General features: G+C 36.6%; 14 protein-coding genes. 10 read left to right on the forward strand and 4 right to left on the reverse strand.

Annotated elements, in window-relative coordinates:
* Positions 1–10: 10 nt before the first annotated feature.
* From BKP35_RS09270 to BKP35_RS09285, 5 genes are all read left to right on the forward strand, one after another.
* Complete coding sequence (locus BKP35_RS09270; protein ID WP_071313071.1) at positions 11–1,513, forward strand: 2-hydroxyglutaryl-CoA dehydratase; 1,503 nt, start codon at positions 11–13, stop codon at positions 1,511–1,513.
* Positions 1,514–1,807: 294 nt separating this feature from the next.
* A complete protein-coding gene (locus BKP35_RS19505; RefSeq protein WP_169819187.1) occupies positions 1,808–1,954 on the forward strand; it encodes a hypothetical protein in 147 nt (48 codons plus the stop codon).
* A gap of 125 nt (positions 1,955–2,079) precedes the next feature.
* A complete protein-coding gene (locus BKP35_RS09275; RefSeq protein ID WP_071313072.1) occupies positions 2,080–3,300 on the forward strand; it encodes an EAL domain-containing protein in 1,221 nt (406 codons plus the stop codon).
* Positions 3,301–3,347: 47 nt separating this feature from the next.
* Complete coding sequence (locus BKP35_RS09280; RefSeq protein ID WP_071313073.1) at positions 3,348–4,520, forward strand: MFS transporter; 1,173 nt, start codon at positions 3,348–3,350, stop codon at positions 4,518–4,520.
* A 487-nt stretch (positions 4,521–5,007) separates the two neighbouring features.
* Positions 5,008–6,687, forward strand: a complete 1,680-nt coding sequence (locus tag BKP35_RS09285; RefSeq protein WP_071313074.1) for a methyl-accepting chemotaxis protein — start codon at positions 5,008–5,010, stop codon at positions 6,685–6,687.
* Between the two features lie 178 nt (positions 6,688–6,865).
* On the opposite strand, the gene BKP35_RS09290 is transcribed toward BKP35_RS09285, so the two are convergent.
* The gene (locus tag BKP35_RS09290; protein WP_071313075.1) at positions 6,866–7,402 is read right to left on the reverse strand and encodes a hypothetical protein; all 537 of its coding nucleotides are present in this window, start codon (positions 7,400–7,402) and stop codon (positions 6,866–6,868) included.
* A gap of 239 nt (positions 7,403–7,641) precedes the next feature.
* Here BKP35_RS09290 and BKP35_RS09295 point away from each other — a divergent pair, with 239 nt between their 5' ends.
* Positions 7,642–8,331, forward strand: coding sequence for a YhcN/YlaJ family sporulation lipoprotein (locus BKP35_RS09295; RefSeq protein WP_071313076.1), 690 nt, complete (start codon positions 7,642–7,644; stop codon positions 8,329–8,331).
* Positions 8,332–9,140: 809 nt separating this feature from the next.
* Positions 9,141–9,617: a YwpF-like family protein gene (locus BKP35_RS09300; RefSeq protein WP_071313077.1), complete on the forward strand. Its 477-nt coding sequence runs from the start codon at positions 9,141–9,143 to the stop codon at positions 9,615–9,617.
* 447 nt (positions 9,618–10,064) lie between these two features.
* Here the strand turns inward: BKP35_RS09300 and BKP35_RS19955 are convergent, their stop codons facing one another.
* On the reverse strand, positions 10,065–10,436 hold the full coding sequence (locus BKP35_RS19955; protein WP_071313078.1) for a YhjD family protein: 372 nt from the start codon (positions 10,434–10,436) through the stop codon (positions 10,065–10,067).
* A 121-nt stretch (positions 10,437–10,557) separates the two neighbouring features.
* Positions 10,558–11,268: an iron-sulfur cluster repair di-iron protein gene (ric, locus tag BKP35_RS09310; RefSeq protein WP_071313079.1), complete on the reverse strand. Its 711-nt coding sequence runs from the start codon at positions 11,266–11,268 to the stop codon at positions 10,558–10,560.
* Positions 11,269–11,583: 315 nt separating this feature from the next.
* Between ric and BKP35_RS09315 the strand changes: the two genes are divergently transcribed.
* Positions 11,584–12,360 carry a peptidylprolyl isomerase gene (locus BKP35_RS09315; RefSeq protein WP_071313080.1) on the forward strand — a complete coding sequence of 259 codons (777 nt, stop codon included), beginning with the start codon at positions 11,584–11,586 and terminating at the stop codon, positions 12,358–12,360.
* 337 nt (positions 12,361–12,697) lie between these two features.
* On the opposite strand, the gene BKP35_RS09320 is transcribed toward BKP35_RS09315, so the two are convergent.
* On the reverse strand, positions 12,698–13,402 hold the full coding sequence (locus BKP35_RS09320) for a toast rack family protein (protein WP_071313081.1): 705 nt from the start codon (positions 13,400–13,402) through the stop codon (positions 12,698–12,700).
* Between the two features lie 307 nt (positions 13,403–13,709).
* Between BKP35_RS09320 and BKP35_RS09325 the strand changes: the two genes are divergently transcribed.
* Together BKP35_RS09325 and BKP35_RS09330 are read left to right on the forward strand one after the other, a co-directional pair.
* The gene (locus tag BKP35_RS09325; RefSeq protein WP_071313082.1) at positions 13,710–14,636 is read left to right on the forward strand and encodes an ABC transporter ATP-binding protein; all 927 of its coding nucleotides are present in this window, start codon (positions 13,710–13,712) and stop codon (positions 14,634–14,636) included.
* A complete protein-coding gene (locus tag BKP35_RS09330) occupies positions 14,629–15,645 on the forward strand; it encodes an ABC transporter permease (protein ID WP_245741929.1) in 1,017 nt (338 codons plus the stop codon). The genes BKP35_RS09325 and BKP35_RS09330 overlap by 8 nt, the downstream gene beginning before the upstream one ends.
* The last annotated feature ends 66 nt before the right edge of the window (positions 15,646–15,711 follow it).

The raw sequence follows: 15,711 nt of genomic DNA on the forward strand, positions 1-15,711 counted from the left end.
GGTAAATGCGATGAGTAATCAAACTAAAACACCTGAGCAAAACGATGATCAATTAAAAGAAAAAAAACATTGGTATGACCGAGTGTATCGGCATTTTTCAAAAAAAGAAAAGCAGACAACAACGATTTTGTTTGGTGGACTTACGATGACCCACGATACTCTTATTGAAGCAGCGCTTCGTGGGTTAGGGTACAAAATTAAGGCGTTAAATTGTCCAGACCTTACATCACTACAACTGGGGAGAGAATTCGGGAACCGCGGACAATGTAATCCTACTTATTTTACGGTTGGAAATTTAATAAAATATTTAAAGCAGTTACAAACCGAAGGTAAAACGAAGGAAGAAATCATTAAAAATTATGTGTTTGTAACGACTGGCTCTTGTGGCCCTTGTCGCTTCGGCACATATGTTACGGAATACAGAAAGGCACTTCGAGATGCTGGTTTTGAAGGTTTTCGTGTATTATTATTTCAACAGCAAGGTGGCTTAAAGCAAGCAACGGGAGCAGACAATGCTCTTGAACTAAACACGACTTTTTTCGTGACCGTTTTAAAGTCAGTATTTATAAGTGATATTTTGAATATTATTGGTTATCGTATAAGGCCGTATGAAATCGAGCGAGGGGCAACGAATCAAGCGTTAAAGCGCTGTAAAGACAAGCTTTATGATGCTTTTCTAAATAAAAAGTCACTCATTCCGGTATTACTTAGCTGTAAAAAAGAATTCCAAAACATAAAAGTTGATTGGACGAAAATCAAACCGAAAGTAAGTGTCATCGGTGAATTTTGGGCAATGACGACAGAAGGGGACGGGAATTATAAACTTCAACAGTTTTTAGAATCTGAAGGTGCAGAAGTTGAAGTTCAACCTGTCACCGCTTGGATTTTATTTTTAATCTGGGAAGGTCGTTTTGATACCAATAGGCGGATCAACTTAAAACAATACGACCGTGGCAAATTTGGATTAGAAGGAAAGAAACCACGGCAGAAGATATTTCAATTATCGTTAGCAGACCGTTCCGTAAGAGTATTGTTTCAACTTTACGCGAAGTTGTTAGGTCTCCATTATTATGAGTTGCCTAATATGGATGAGTTAGCAAAGTATGCCCATAAGTATTATGATAACCATATACGTGGCGGAGAAGGTCACATGGAAGTAGGAAAACTTTTATTGAATGTAGTGAAAAAGAAAGCCAATATGACAATTTCGGTAAAGCCATTTGGCTGCATGCCCTCGTCTGGCGTATCAGATGGGGTTCAATCGTATATTACCGAAAAATTTCCAGAAGCGATTTTTTTACCGATCGAAACGACAGGTGATGGCGCGGTAAACATTTATAGTCGTGTTCAAATGATGTTATTTAAGGCAAAGCAAGCGGCGCAAAAGGAATATGAAGAAGCGATTGTAGCAAACAAGAAAGAGCAGTATGATCTAAATGAACAAACTGCTACAAAACATAACTTTAAACATGTTGTTGCGTGTTCAGCTGCCAATGTCATTTATGACCACTAAGCGAACTCGTTTCAGCAAGCTGAAACATCGAGAAAGGGTGGGACAAAACAAAGTGTCAGACACCGCTAGACACCGAATATAGACATTTCATAAATTTTTACGTCTATATTTAGTAGGATCCGCGTGGTGTCAGACACTTTTGTCCCCCCCTCTAAAAAGTTCCCACCTACGCTACGCGTTGAGGTGGGGGGCTATAACCCTTATACCATTTAAGGATTAACTGGTGAAAAATGAATAATTTAACTCCCTTTATTACGGTGTTTTTGGTAACAATATACGTATGGAGGGAGACAGATGAATTGGTTACTTATATTAATCATCGTTGTTCTCGTTTATTTAACTGTGAAAAATAACTGGTTTTATGATCCGACATCCCCAGACCGTCCGAAAAAAACAAGAGCTGAAAATTGGTTTTTATCAAGCAAAAAAAGAAGAAATTGACCTCTAATGGCAATTTCTTCTTTAGTATTTAGAGGTTAAAAGGAAGTACGTACCATTTGTACCAATTAAATGTTATAATCATTAATGTTTTCTAGAATGAAGAGTTTAGATAGGGGTATCGAGATATGGATGCACTAGAGATTTTAATGAATAAAGATGATATTGTCCCACACTTTCAACCAATTTTAAGTGCTGAAGAACAGACGGTGATCGGTTATGAAGTGCTTGGGAGAATCAATATAAATAATGAAGTGAAAACATTAGGTGACTTTTTCCACAATGATAATATTCCAGAAGAGTATGTCATTGAAGTCGATGAACATATACAACAGTTGGCTTTTGACTACTATTGTCAAATGAATGTCGAAGCCGATTTATTTATTAATTGCAATGCAAATATTCTTTTAAATGTAGATGATTATCGAGAGCAGTTAATTAATAGAATCAAGTTATACAATGATAAAGGGTTAAAATTTGAAAATATCGTTTTAGAAATAAGAGAGCATGACTATGAAGGTGACTTATCTCAGTTAAATCATTTAATCTTATATCTTAAAAGCTTTGGGATAAAGGTTGCTATTGATGATGTAGGCCGGGGGGGGAGCAATTTAGATCGTATTGCACTTTTAGAACCCGATATTTTAAAAGTTGATTTAAAGTTTATTAAGGGTGGGTTGTTATCCCCGAACCATCGCGATGTTTTATATTCATTATCGATGTTCGCGAGAAAAATCGGAGCTACTTTATTGTTCCAAGGTATAGGTGATTTAACGAAATTAAACGCTGCTTGGAAAAATGGCGGTAGATATTATCAAGGTTTTTATTTAGCAAAACCTTGCGGCGAGTTTGTTGATCCTGAATGTTGTAAGCAGCAACTCATCAACGAGTTTGAGCAATTTATTAATCATGAAAGAAAGAAGCTAACTCAACAGTATGTTTTTACCGAACAACTAAACAATCGTCTCGAACAAGTAATTAAAAAGGATAAGAAATATTTATCAGAAGATGTTGCTACGGCAATTTCTACTAACTTAAATGATGTTTGCTTTCGTTTTTATATTTGTGACCAATATGGTTTTCAGAATTCAGCTAACTACATAAAAAAAGATGAAGATTGGCATAGTCAATCTGAATATTTAGGGAAAAACTGGAGTTGGCGCCCCTATTTTTTAGAAACGATCGTCAGAATGCAATATGACCGAAGAGGTATTTTGTCTGATTTATATAGTGATATAGAATCCAATGAGTTTATCCGTACTTTTTCATATCCGATTAATAGCGAGTTATACTTATTTCTGGACATCTCTTATGAATTTCTTTTTGAACATGAAGGGTTGTTATATTAAAATAACAACAACGCTACTGAGAACTCTACTAATGATTGGAGAACTATATGTATTCGACACTTAATATTAAAGCACTTTTATTTTTCTATTTTTCAGCAATGACGATTATTATTAGTTATTTACCTGTATACTTCCAGGAGAGCGGCTTAACGGGAAGTCAAATTGGTTTCTTGCTAGCAGTTGGCCCTTTAGCTGCAATGATTGCCCAACCTTTTTGGGGTTATATGACTGATAAATATAAAACGTCCAAAAAGGTTATTATTGTTTGCCTTTCAGGTGCGATATTTTCTTCTGTTTTTTTGTTTCAAAACCTTGACTTTAGTTTACTCACTTTAGTTATTTTCGTGTTCTTTATTTTTATGGCTCCCGTAGGTGGTCTTGGGGATAGTCTTGCTCAGAAAACAGCGAATCAACTTTCTATTACGTTCGGCTCAATTAGAATGTGGGGTTCAATTGGGTTTGCTGTTATGTCACTTGTCGGTGGCTTTCTATTTACGGCTATAGGTATTCAATATATATATTTACCTTTTATATTATTTCTAATCATTACTCTAGTTATCGGCATTAGAATAAAAGATATAAAAACATCACAAAAACCGGTAAATTTTAAAGAAGCTTTAAAATTAGTCCAAAATAAAAAGCTAATGATGTTTTTTGTGATTATGATGTTTATAACAGTTACTCATCGCTCTAGTGATAGCTTCTTAGGTATATATATTGTTGAAAGAGGAGGCGTTGAATCTTTTATAGGTTGGGCTTGGTTTATTGGGGTCTCGGCTGAAGCTTTAGTTTTCGCCACTTCCACACTATGGTTTCGCCGCTTTCATGCCTTAACGTTCATTATTATTGCTGCTATTTTATATAGTATTCGTTGGTTTTTAATGGCAGTCATCGCTGATCCAATGTTAGTCTTACCTTTACAAGTAATGCACGGGTTGACTTTCGGGATTTTTTATTTAAGCGCTTTTCATTATGTTACGAAAATTGTTCCTGAACAATTACAATCAACAGGCCATCTTCTTTTTTATTCATTTTTCTTTGGATTATCAGGGATCATAGGTTCAAGTTTAGGTGGTCAAATTATCGAGCAATCAAGCGCACAACACTTATATTTATTTTTAGCGATGATTTCCCTAGCTGGAGTTGTTTTCCTTAGTGGTTATAAGCTATTTTACTACCGTTTACGAAACGGTGAGAATATAGAGAGAAGGCATTCATAAATGGTGTGGTGTATAAAGGTAGGTGATTTTCCTGAACTAGTCTCTAAAAGTCGATGGACTTTTATTGCAATGAGAAGGAAAAATCGCCTGCTTTTTTTATTATTTAGGAAACTAAAAAGACAAACTATTTGTGGATAACATTTTAACACGAAAGGTGTCTAGCTCCAAGACACTTCACTGAATTTGCTACGGTGCAAGTTTTGCGACGAGTAATCGCAGGAGCAGCGCCTAGCTTCTCGAGCGTTTCGATCCATCAAGATTTGCCTATTCACGAGGGAGAATCGAAGAGGAGGCAAAACGTTGCTGGCCCTCCAACGCTTGTCGAAGCTGACCAAGGCGCTTGCGCTTTTCTTGTATAGAAATTAAACAATGATTTCATAAAATCAGGAAAAGTTATGACAAAACAGTGAACTGTTTGTAATATTTATGATATATTAGTCACATAACAACATAATTCGTCACAAAAATATTTAATAAGGGGTCATTTATGAGGAGCTTAAGAGGAAAGATACTTAGTGGTTTTACTATTATTCTATTATTATTGGTCATTATGTCAGCTTACAGCTTATTTAACGTTAATCGAATTAATAGTAACGTTGAACGCATTGTGCAAGAAGATTTACAAAGTTTAACGATTAGCAATCAACTTGCTCATAATATGGCAGAGAGACTTGCTTTAGTAAGAGGGTACATATTGATTGGGGATACAGATTACAAAGATCGTTATCTTCAATTAACCGAAATTAGTATTAACTTAGAAGAACAACTTGTTCAACTAAATGGCAGTGAAGAGGTACAGGAATTAGTTGAGAACAGTCAGCTTTGGGATCGATTAGTTACGGGAAGAATTTTTCCGATGTTTGAAGCAAACGGTCGGGATACAGCGGTAGCTAGTATTCGACACCAAGTAGATCCGTTAGCAGAAGATGTAATGTCTGGCTATCGAGGGTTGGCAAGCTCTGGTCAAGAAGAGATTATTGCACAAGGGCGAGAAATGAGCCAACACGGGCAGACGATCGTACTCATGAATATTATTTTAACGGTAGTTGGAGTCGGTTTATCACTTGGAGTTGCTATTTTTACTGCTAGAAAAATTATTCAACCAATTGTGGCTGTTGTGAATCGTGTTGAGCAAGTGGCGAAAGGTGATTTAACGGGTGAAAAGATTAATGTTCAAACAAATGATGAACTTGGTCGTTTAACAGCTTCGACGAATGAAATGGCAGATAACTTAAGAAGTTTACTTAGTAAAACGTCCCAAACTTCTGATCAAGTAGCGGCTTCATCAGAAGAATTAACCGCTAACTCAGAACAAACGACAGTAGCGACGAATCAAATTGTAACAACTATTCAAGAGGTTGCTAAAGGTGCCGAAGTAACAGTGAATGGAACGAAAGAAAGTGCTCGTGCAATGGAAGAGATGACAACTGGTATTCAAAAAATTGCTGAATCGTCGTCAATCGTATCTTCAAGTTCTTTAGATGCGACCCAAGAAGCGGAAGAAGGTAACAAGTCATTACAACGAGTAATTGAACAGATGAATTCAATTAGCGTGGCTGTGAAAGATGCGACAAAGATAATAGGTCGATTAGGTGAACGCTCTAATGAAATTGGGAATATTTTAGGAGTGATTACTGATATCTCTGAACAAACAAATTTACTCGCTTTAAATGCGGCGATCGAGGCAGCTCGTGCTGGTGAACATGGTAAGGGGTTTGCAGTTGTAGCAGATGAAGTTCGAAAGTTAGCCGAAGAATCCCGTAGTTCCGCAGCGAAAATATCTTCAGTCATCCATGAAATTCAAGAAGATACGTCGGTCGCCGTGAAAACAATGGATAATGGAACGAAAGAAGTAGAAGCAGGAATTGTAGTCGTTGAAGAAACCGGTCATGCTTTTGAAAAAATCTTAACAGCGATTCAAAATGTTTCAACTCAAATTCAAGAAGTATCGGCAATTTCTGAAGAAATGTCTGCAAGCTCACAACAAGTAAGTGCATCTGTCGATGACATGTCCCATGTCGCAACAGAAACGTCTGATCGCTTCCATACAGTAGCAACAGGAGCAGAGCAGCAGCTTTCATCAATGGAGGAAATTCAATCGTCAGCTAATAATTTGAGTAAATTAGCCCAAGGCTTACAAGAGGAAATTAAGAAATTTAAATTGTAAAGTACTCGGAGGAGAAATTCGATTTACGAATTTGTAATGTAGCCCTAAATGTTATAGTTAGGAAGAGAGTGACTGTCCACTCTCTTTTTTGTGCTTTAAATGAAGCTAGAAAGGGTGGTCTAATGCTTTGTCTTGTTAGCCTTAATTTACCTTACGCTGTTTTTAAATTCTCATAAGGCTAATAGGGGGACCTCACTCGGTCAACCCTTTTTTCTTGTTGGAATTTTTCCATCACAAATTCATGAATGGGAGCTTGTGTTAGGCGGTATAATAGCCACGGTAAACTAGGTTCAAACTTCTCTAAGGCAATGACGTAATGTTTGTCACTTTCGGTCACTTTTTTAAATGTGAAGGTACCTTTTTGGTTTTGTTTTGCTAACATTCCACCTGAAACAGCAAAGGTCGTTTCTGTTTCACTGTTTTTAATGATTGTCAGCGAAAGTAGTGGTTTCTTAAAAAAGCGAAAATAAAGCTTGTACGTATTTTTTTCAAACGTCGTTTTAATGATCGACTTTGAGACGCGATTTAACCATTCAAAGTAGCTTTGCGCAATTTCGAACGTTGGGGTTGGGGTACTGCATTTAATTATTTGGATCGAACAATATGTTTTTACTTTGTCGTTGATTGCATAAAAACGGTTATCTTTTGTGAGAACACGGTAATGGTCATACTTTTCCGCATATTCGTTCAGTGATGCATTCATTGTTTGCTTCATTTTCGCCACCATCTTTTTGAAAATATTAACTGTGTAAATATAACTGAAAATACTCACTCTAATCATAACAGCAAATGAGTGAATTTCATAATGACCTAAACCTACTCATATCAAATAAATGTAGTTGTGAGCGACTTTACGCAACTACATTTAGATACTTAATGGCGATCATTTTAAATTATGAAATTCATTAAATTGTTAAATTAGCTTAGCCTATGATAAAATGAGGAGTGACAACAGTGAAAAGAGGAGTTCTTTTAAGCATAGGATTACTTATCATTATTTTTTATATAAATGGATGTGGCATTATGAATTATCGCGCTACCGACCCTGGTTTAGAAAATGATGCAGGTGCACATTTTCGCGCCCATGACAATCGAGGCGAAGGGTTTGGCTTATGGAATCAACAACGTGATCGGCAAAACCCGATTGCAAACATGGTTACGCGTGATGAGAGGCCAGGACGAGGAATGAATGGAATTGTTGATCGTACGCCAAATGAAATGAACCGGCGAATTTCAAGGTTTGAAGCTGAAATTAGAGATCGATCCACTAACCCTAACTTGAAAGGGCTAACCCAACAAGGCGCGGTCTATGATAAAAATATGACTGAACAGATTACTCAACAATTATTGTCAATCGATACGGTAAGAGACGCGAGAGTGATTCACTATCAAAATCAACTGTTGATTGCCGTAGATAGTGAAGCTCAAGATACTCACGCATTAAAACAAGAGGTTGAGCAGTATGTTCAGAATAAGTTTCCTCATAAAGAACCAATTGTCATTACAGATAGACGTGCCGTTGACCGTGTACGATATTTAAACGATGGGTTTCGGAGTGGACGCCGAAATGAAGATTACGATGTGCAACTTAGAGAATTTGTTGATGAAGTGAATGAAGATGTTCTTGAAAGAAATGTTCGATAAATATTTAAGTGGTGGCTTGAAAAAAGGGGACTCCCTCAAAATAGGTTAGTTTTTGGGAGAGAATGCGTACATTTTATAGTGGCAAAACGCGCAGTTAGTTAGTTATCTGTGCGTTTTTTGCGTTTATTTGTTTTGAATTATTGCACGACGATATTGAACACTATTCTTATGTTTGTTTGACGACACAGAATGTGGGGGTGCTCAGTTTTGAGTTAGTTCATAGTATGGGGGAGTGTGCAGTAGTTGGGTTCCTTAGGTCGGACGGGCATGCGAGAAGATCTTGCGTTACCTTTTGGCGAGTGCGACGCTTCGTTCGGGCATGCGAGAAGATCTTGCGTTACCTTTTGTGTGAAGTGACGCTTTGTTCGGGCACGGGAGAAGGTCTCGCGTTACCTTTTGTGTGAAGTGACGCTTCGTTCGGGCACGGGAGGAGGTCTCGCGTTACCTTTTGTGTGAAGTGACGCTTCGTTCGGGCACGGGAGAAGGTTGTGCGTTACCTTTTGGCGAATGCGACGCTTCGTTCGGGCGCGCGAGAGATTCTTACGTTCCCTTTAGCTGATGTAGCGCACGATTAGCGCACTTACACTATTTTGCACATCAACCCCTGTTTTACTGCGCACTCCCCCCCATACGTCACACAGTGCTAGGCGAGCTTCTTAACACCATCATCTACTTGAAAGTGCTGATGAAATGGTCGTCGCTGTGGATTTTCTTTAGGAAGCTATTCTCTACTTTTATTTTGCTATGGGACACCCACTTTAAGTATGTTATGATATAAGCAAATTAATTTAGGGGTGGGGTGTTAATCAATGAAAACGTTTAAATTGTGTTCATTAATAATTTTATTAGACAATGAAACCGAACCAAAAGAAATTCCCCTTATCGATGGTTTAATTATTAATAAAGAGGAAGTACATAAAAATTGGTTACTTGAAGTAGTTGTTTCAGAAAAATGGGAAGAAAGTTTTAAACAGTTACATAACTTACAACAGAAATTTATGGTAGAAGCAACGATTACGAAAAAAACGAATGATCCAGCAACATTTGTTTCTACTGTTAAAAGTGTTAACAAACTTAACGAAAATATTAGTATCCTCCTTGATGGTTTCTTAGTTGTAAAAGAAGATGATTTTTCAGATATGATTTTAAGAAGTATTATAAAGGAAGGATATACTGGAGAAGAGATCATTGCTGAATTTAAAAAGAGAAAGAAAGATCGTGGAAGAGCGATTCAAGGAGCATTAAATAATGCGTTCGTTCAAGTGAAAGGGAAGTTTTTCGAATAGACAGAAAAAAACATACCAAAAATTACTAAATGTTGATACAATAATGAGGTGTTAGAAAATTGCGCTTTCTAAGCCTTCTTTAAACTAGTCTTTACAAAAAGGTGTAATGAAAGGGACTGTCCCATAAGTGTCTGACACCATGCAGCGCTTACTAAATATTTGACGTATGGATTTATAAACCGTCTATATTTGGTGCCTAGCGGTGTCTGACACTTTCTAATGGGACAGTCCCTTTTGTTTTGGTTTTTTTTCAAAAGATTGTTTTTTAGTTCGTAGTTAAAAAACAACACTTTTAGGAAAAAAGCCTTTGTTTTAAGACAGGGATAGGATCGAACGCAATAGAGAGAAGGAGGTTTCATTTATGGGAGAGATTGCAACAAAGCTTAAGATTGTTGAGTATGGCCGTAGTTTTGGAGAAATGCGTTAGTAAATTAGAACCCCACTCCTTTAGGGTGTGGGAGTATCAGTGCTTTTAATGAAGTGCTTTTCAAGGCTATTTTGTACTTTCATTTTTAAATTTGCATTTAAATAGCGGATGGTTTGCGAGTAACCTCGGCAAAAAAGATGGACTTCAGTAAATGTGCCATCATTCGTGCCGAACGTTACTTTTATATTTCGTTGGTGCATCTGTTTTTTTATTTCAAATAACTCTTTACTAATAGCACTAAGTGATGAGTGGATTAATTGAATGTACGGCTCTTTAAGTTTAAAAAGAGACTTTTCAACATGCACTAAATCTTGCTGTAAAACTTTACGAGTGTAAGTAAGGATAATATAAGCATCAGAAAGCGATTGTTCATGTTGGGATAAGCAGTGCATACCCGACCCCCCTCCTTATACAGAACTTGTGTTCGTGTATATTTTAATCGATAAATTAAATTATTGCAACAGTAAAAAAAGAAGCAACGAATGTTAATGTTCGTTGCTTCCTTTATAGTCATTACTGTTCTTTTTGTAAACGTGGGAATAAAATATTGTTTTCAAGATGAATATGTTGGAACAAATCTGCTTCTAAATCTTCTAACCGTTGATACGTTAGACGGTAAGTTGTGCAAGCACCTAGTGGAGGTGTAAAGTCATTTGTTACTTCACGTAAAGTTTTAATAAGGTCACCAGCAGCTTCATGTTCGCGTTCTAATTCATCGATCGCAGCGACTGCTTTTGTCAAGTTTTCTTTCGATTGTTCATTTTCATAATTAACGATGTGAGGGAAAACGTCTTTTTCCTCTTTGACTAAGTGTAATTCTAATTCTTGTTTTAAATCATGGAAGAGTTTATAAACTTGCTCGAGTTCTTTGTTCGTATCGCCGTGGACACGGAAAACTTTAGTTACATACATGCTTAATTGTGGTAACTCATCGACTAAATAACGGTGGTGTTTATCGATGACGTGATCGATGAGTGTGCTATATTTTTCAGTTTGCCAATCTGTATTTTTTGATTCAGAGTTTTGGACCGTTTGAACGTATACTTCATGTATTTTAGCTAACACTTCATCAGCAGGTAAATTCTTTTCTTCAACTGCTTCTTGTAGGGGGCGATTACCTCCACAACAAAAATCTATTTTATATGACTTTAATACTTTGTCTGATTGTGGTATTTTAATAACGATGTCACTTACTTTTGTTGAAAGGTTAATTACTTGTTCCATTGCCGATACCTCCAATTTTTTATAAGATAAGAAAGTACAAAATATTTGAACTAGGAAAACTGTCTAGCTTCAGGCGCCATCGGCTCGACCACTTAAGTGAAGCACTACCTTGACTTACTTCACTGTAGCTTTGCGACGAATAATCGCAGGAGCATTTCGCCGATAGGCGGGCGCATTGCGCTTTTCTTATCAATCATCTTACTAATACTAGAATACAATTACCTGCAACTTTTGTCGGTGATTTAAGTCACCGAGTATGTACGTTTAATCACGGTTTTATCAGACAATAATATAAAGACTAAAGGAGGATACATAATGCGTTTATTAAAATATTTATTAGTACTATCGTTTTTGGTTTTCTTAATTTCTGGATGTGGACAGGCAGCACCAGAGGTAGATGATGAGGGGGCGATCGATGATACTACTGGAGGCGAAGGACAAGTAGAAGAAGAGGTTGACGATCAAGTCCCAGGCGCTGAAGAAGTAACTCAAATTGAGTATCCACAGTTTATTCAAGATGATCAACCGGACGAAAGAATTGTTAAGATGGTAACGAATAAAGGTGAAATAACGATTAGGTTATTTCCGAAATATGCCCCACTTGCTGTAGAGAATTTTTTAACACATAGTGAAAATGGCTATTATGATGGGGTGATTTTCCATCGGGTCATCGAAGATTTTATGGTTCAAACAGGGGATCCGTTAGGCAATGGAACAGGTGGCGAGAGCATATATGGAGAGCCGTTTGATGATGAGTTTTCACCTGCTTTAGGTCATTTTCGCGGGGCGCTATCAATGGCAAACCGTGGACCGAATACGAATGGAAGCCAATTTTTTATCGTACATTCAAGCGAGTTTGATCGTGGCGTCATTGAGCAAGTGGAACAAGGTTTAGGCTTTGAATTCCCAGAAGAAACAGTCGAGTTATATGAGCAGCACGGTGGTACACCGTTTTTAGATTACAGCCACACAGTGTTTGGACATGTTATTGAAGGAATGGATGTTGTTGACGAAATTGCTGAGGCAGAAGTGGAATCGAACGATCGTCCAGTAGAGGACATTGTTATTGAAAGAATTGAAATACTAAGTTAGGTGAGTGAATTTCATAGTTACCTCAAATGAGCCATATCAAACTATATATAGATAGTTGCGAGAGTTTAAACGCAACTACATATAGTTACTTAATGGCGATGATATTGAATTATGAAATTCATTAAGGTAGAGTAAGCCCAGCTAGAGTAGCGTATTTATGCTCACTAGCCTTGAAATCATAGAAAAAAGAGTGTGCGGAGATATTGGAAAAATATCATTGGCTGGCACACTCTTTTTTTATTTGAGAAATTTTACTTGCAAATGATTAACCCATACGTGCACGCCTACTAGGCTTAGTTTGACAAGATAATCGTCGTAAAAGGAGGTATGACTAATATTATTTCGTTTCTAATACAATTTCGCCAATCCCTTGTTTGATCGTTACATTCATCACTTCTTCAGATTCAACGTCAGTTTCGTAAATATCGCCGTTGCTAATAAACCCTCGTGCTGAGACACTTCCAAGGCCTTTAGAAATCTTGATATGAACAGCATGTTCTTCAGAAAAGATGAGCTTTGTACGGCCAACACCACTACTAACATCAACGTTAAAATCATTATTTTTTGCTTCGGATAGATCGATAACAGTGTCACCCACACCAGCGTTAACGTTTAAATCTTCAATAATTAAACCAGCAAAACTAAGGTTATTTTCACCTACACCTAATTTTAATAAAAATGATAACGGTATTTCGTTTGAAAAAGCTAGCTTCCAATCGTTTGTAATATTCCCACTAATGTTAAGTCCTGTACTCCTCGGCTTTATTGAAATTAACTCTAATTGGCTTCTTTCTCGATGGTCAAAGTTGGGCATTAAGCTATCGATGTTTGAAGTAAAAGTGCCGTCCATTAAATGAGTGCTACTACCAATAAATTGAAGCCTGCCAACGCCGAAACTTAATTCAATTTCACCCAAAGTGGTATCCTCTTGAAGTTCTATGGTTTTGGTCACAGTTTCAACTGGTCCCTTTGTTGAATTAAAAAAGCTACAGCCCGTTGTGAGCAATAAAGTTAATAGTAGATACAGTAATAGTTTTTTCAAAAAATACACCTCCACTAATAATCATATGACTAAATTTTACCATTAATTGTCGATAATGATAGTGAGAAATGAGTGAATGTGAAAATTGCCATAATTATTATAACGGCACGAAGATGCGACATTGAAAAAATAATCATAAAGTATTCAAATTTATTTCAATAATTTTAGGAAATTCTATAAGAAAACTAGATTATAGCGCTAACAATGGAAAAGTGCAAAAAACTATTGACATTCCATCCTATACCAGTGTACTATTTAATTAATACAGCAGAACAATAATACAGAGGTACAATGAGGGGGCAAAAAAATGAATGATACGCCAGTCGTTTCGATAAATAATTTAACTAAAACGATTAAAGGGAAAAAAATTATTGATGATTTAAGTTTTGAGATTTTTCCAGGTGAAGTTTTCGGTTTCCTTGGACCGAATGGAGCGGGGAAAACGACAACGATCCGGATGTTGGTTGGTCTTATTTCGATCACAGAAGGTGAAGTAATTATCAAAGGGAAAAATGTGGCGAAAAACTTTGAAGAAGCCGTTTCAGAGATCGGTGCAATTGTTGAAAATCCGGAAATGTATAAATTCCTTACCGGGTATCAAAATTTAGTTCACTATGCAAGAATGGTCAATGGAGTAACAAAACAACGAATTAATGAAGTTGTGGAGTTGGTTGGATTATCTGATCGAATCCATGAAAAGGTTAGAACGTACTCATTAGGAATGAGACAGCGGTTGGGGTTAGCGCAAGCATTATTACATTCACCGTCTGTTCTCATTTTAGATGAACCGACGAATGGTTTAGATCCAGCAGGTATTAGAGAAATTCGTGATTATTTAAGGAGACTAGCAGCTGAAGAAGGGTTAGCTGTTATCGTTTCTAGTCACCTTTTATCTGAAATGGAATTGATGTGTGATCGAATCGGTATCATTCAACAAGGAAAGTTAATTGGTGTTCAAACGGTGAATGATTTTGTCAACGGTGAAAAAGAGCTCCTGATCCGTTTTCAAGTGGACGATCATGAACTAGCGAATGGTGTGTTAAAAGAACATTATCCTAACAAGAAATTTAAAATAAACGGTGAAGTAATCGAAGTCGCTTTAGAAAAAGAGGAAATCCCAGATTTAAATGAATTACTTGTAAACAACAACGTAAAAGTTTACGGAATTGGGCAAACGTCTAAAACGTTGGAAGATAAATTTTTAGAAGTAACTGGGGGGGAGAAAATTGTTTAATTTCACAAAACTTATTCAAAATGAAAACATGAAAATTTATCGTCGCCCAGGAACATGGGTGATGTATGGTCTCCTAATATTAATGCTTTTAATTGTAGGTATGTTTACAAAATTTCTTTTAGATGATCCGAGTGGCCAAGTAACTGGTGCTGATAATAACGGTCAAATTCAAGTAACCATGGAGGAAGAATTTGTTAGTAATGATGATTGGCATCAAGCCGTGCATTCTAGGAATATACAATTGCAAATGATGATTGATGATCCTAATATTCCGTCTGCAGTAAAGGATCGATATTCTCAAGAGATTATCATTAACGAATATCGACTTGAGCACGACATTCCTCCAGTAGAAACGAAAAGTTATTGGGGTTACATGACTTCTACTGTTAATTTAATTAGCTTAATTACGATGTTTACCATTATCGTTGCAGCGGGGATCGTTGCTGGAGAATTTTCATGGGGAACGATTAAGTTGTTGTTAATTCGTCCAGTATCAAGAGCAAAAATTTTACTTTCAAAATATATCGCTACTTTTGTTTTTGCACTATCGATGTTACTAGCTCTTTTCTTGTTTTCGTTTGCGATTGGCGGGTTATTTTTTGGGTTTTCGGCAATCACACAACCACATTTAGTTTTTACAAATGGTGAAGTGATCGAACGTAACATGTTTACCCATTTGTTTATGCTTTATGGTTTAAGTAGTGTTGAACTATTAATGATGGCGACTTTCGCATTTATGATTTCAACGGTATTTCGAAGTAGTTCTTTGGCGATTGGTTTAGCGTTGTTTTTAATGTTCACAGGAACTCAACTTGTTCATGTTCTCAGCCAATATGAATGGGTGAAATACATTTTATTTGCGAATACGTATTTAGCACAATATATTGAAGGAACCCCAATTGTTGAAGGGATGACGATGACATTCTCACTTGTGATGTTAGCTATTTATTTTGTTGCCTTTAATGCGCTCTCTTGGATTATTTTTCAAAAACGTGATGTAGCTGCGTAAAGATATGTTAAAATAAACGACGAATAATTAAAAAAATGGGTCTGTCCCAAAATAATTATATACGTA

Origin of the sequence: Anaerobacillus arseniciselenatis (assembly GCF_001865995.1) — a bacterium.
Taxonomy (GTDB): Bacteria; Bacillota; Bacilli; order Bacillales; family Anaerobacillaceae; genus Anaerobacillus; species Anaerobacillus arseniciselenatis.

What these genes read in the sequence shown, in the direction of transcription:
- BKP35_RS09270 (WP_071313071.1), top strand. Translation starts at nt 11, where the DNA reads ATGAGTAATCAAACTAAAACACCTGAGCAAAACGATGATCAATTAAAA.
- BKP35_RS19505 (WP_169819187.1), top strand. Translation starts at nt 1,808, where the DNA reads ATGAATTGGTTACTTATATTAATCATCGTTGTTCTCGTTTATTTAACT.
- BKP35_RS09275 (WP_071313072.1), top strand. Translation starts at nt 2,080, where the DNA reads ATGGATGCACTAGAGATTTTAATGAATAAAGATGATATTGTCCCACAC.
- BKP35_RS09280 (WP_071313073.1), top strand. Translation starts at nt 3,348, where the DNA reads ATGTATTCGACACTTAATATTAAAGCACTTTTATTTTTCTATTTTTCA.
- BKP35_RS09285 (WP_071313074.1), top strand. Translation starts at nt 5,008, where the DNA reads ATGAGGAGCTTAAGAGGAAAGATACTTAGTGGTTTTACTATTATTCTA.
- BKP35_RS09290 (WP_071313075.1), bottom strand. Translation starts at nt 7,402, where the DNA reads ATGAAGCAAACAATGAATGCATCACTGAACGAATATGCGGAAAAGTAT.
- BKP35_RS09300 (WP_071313077.1), top strand. Translation starts at nt 9,141, where the DNA reads ATGAAAACGTTTAAATTGTGTTCATTAATAATTTTATTAGACAATGAA.
- BKP35_RS19955 (WP_071313078.1), bottom strand. Translation starts at nt 10,436, where the DNA reads ATGCACTGCTTATCCCAACATGAACAATCGCTTTCTGATGCTTATATT.
- ric (WP_071313079.1), bottom strand. Translation starts at nt 11,268, where the DNA reads ATGGAACAAGTAATTAACCTTTCAACAAAAGTAAGTGACATCGTTATT.
- BKP35_RS09315 (WP_071313080.1), top strand. Translation starts at nt 11,584, where the DNA reads ATGCGTTTATTAAAATATTTATTAGTACTATCGTTTTTGGTTTTCTTA.
- BKP35_RS09325 (WP_071313082.1), top strand. Translation starts at nt 13,710, where the DNA reads ATGAATGATACGCCAGTCGTTTCGATAAATAATTTAACTAAAACGATT.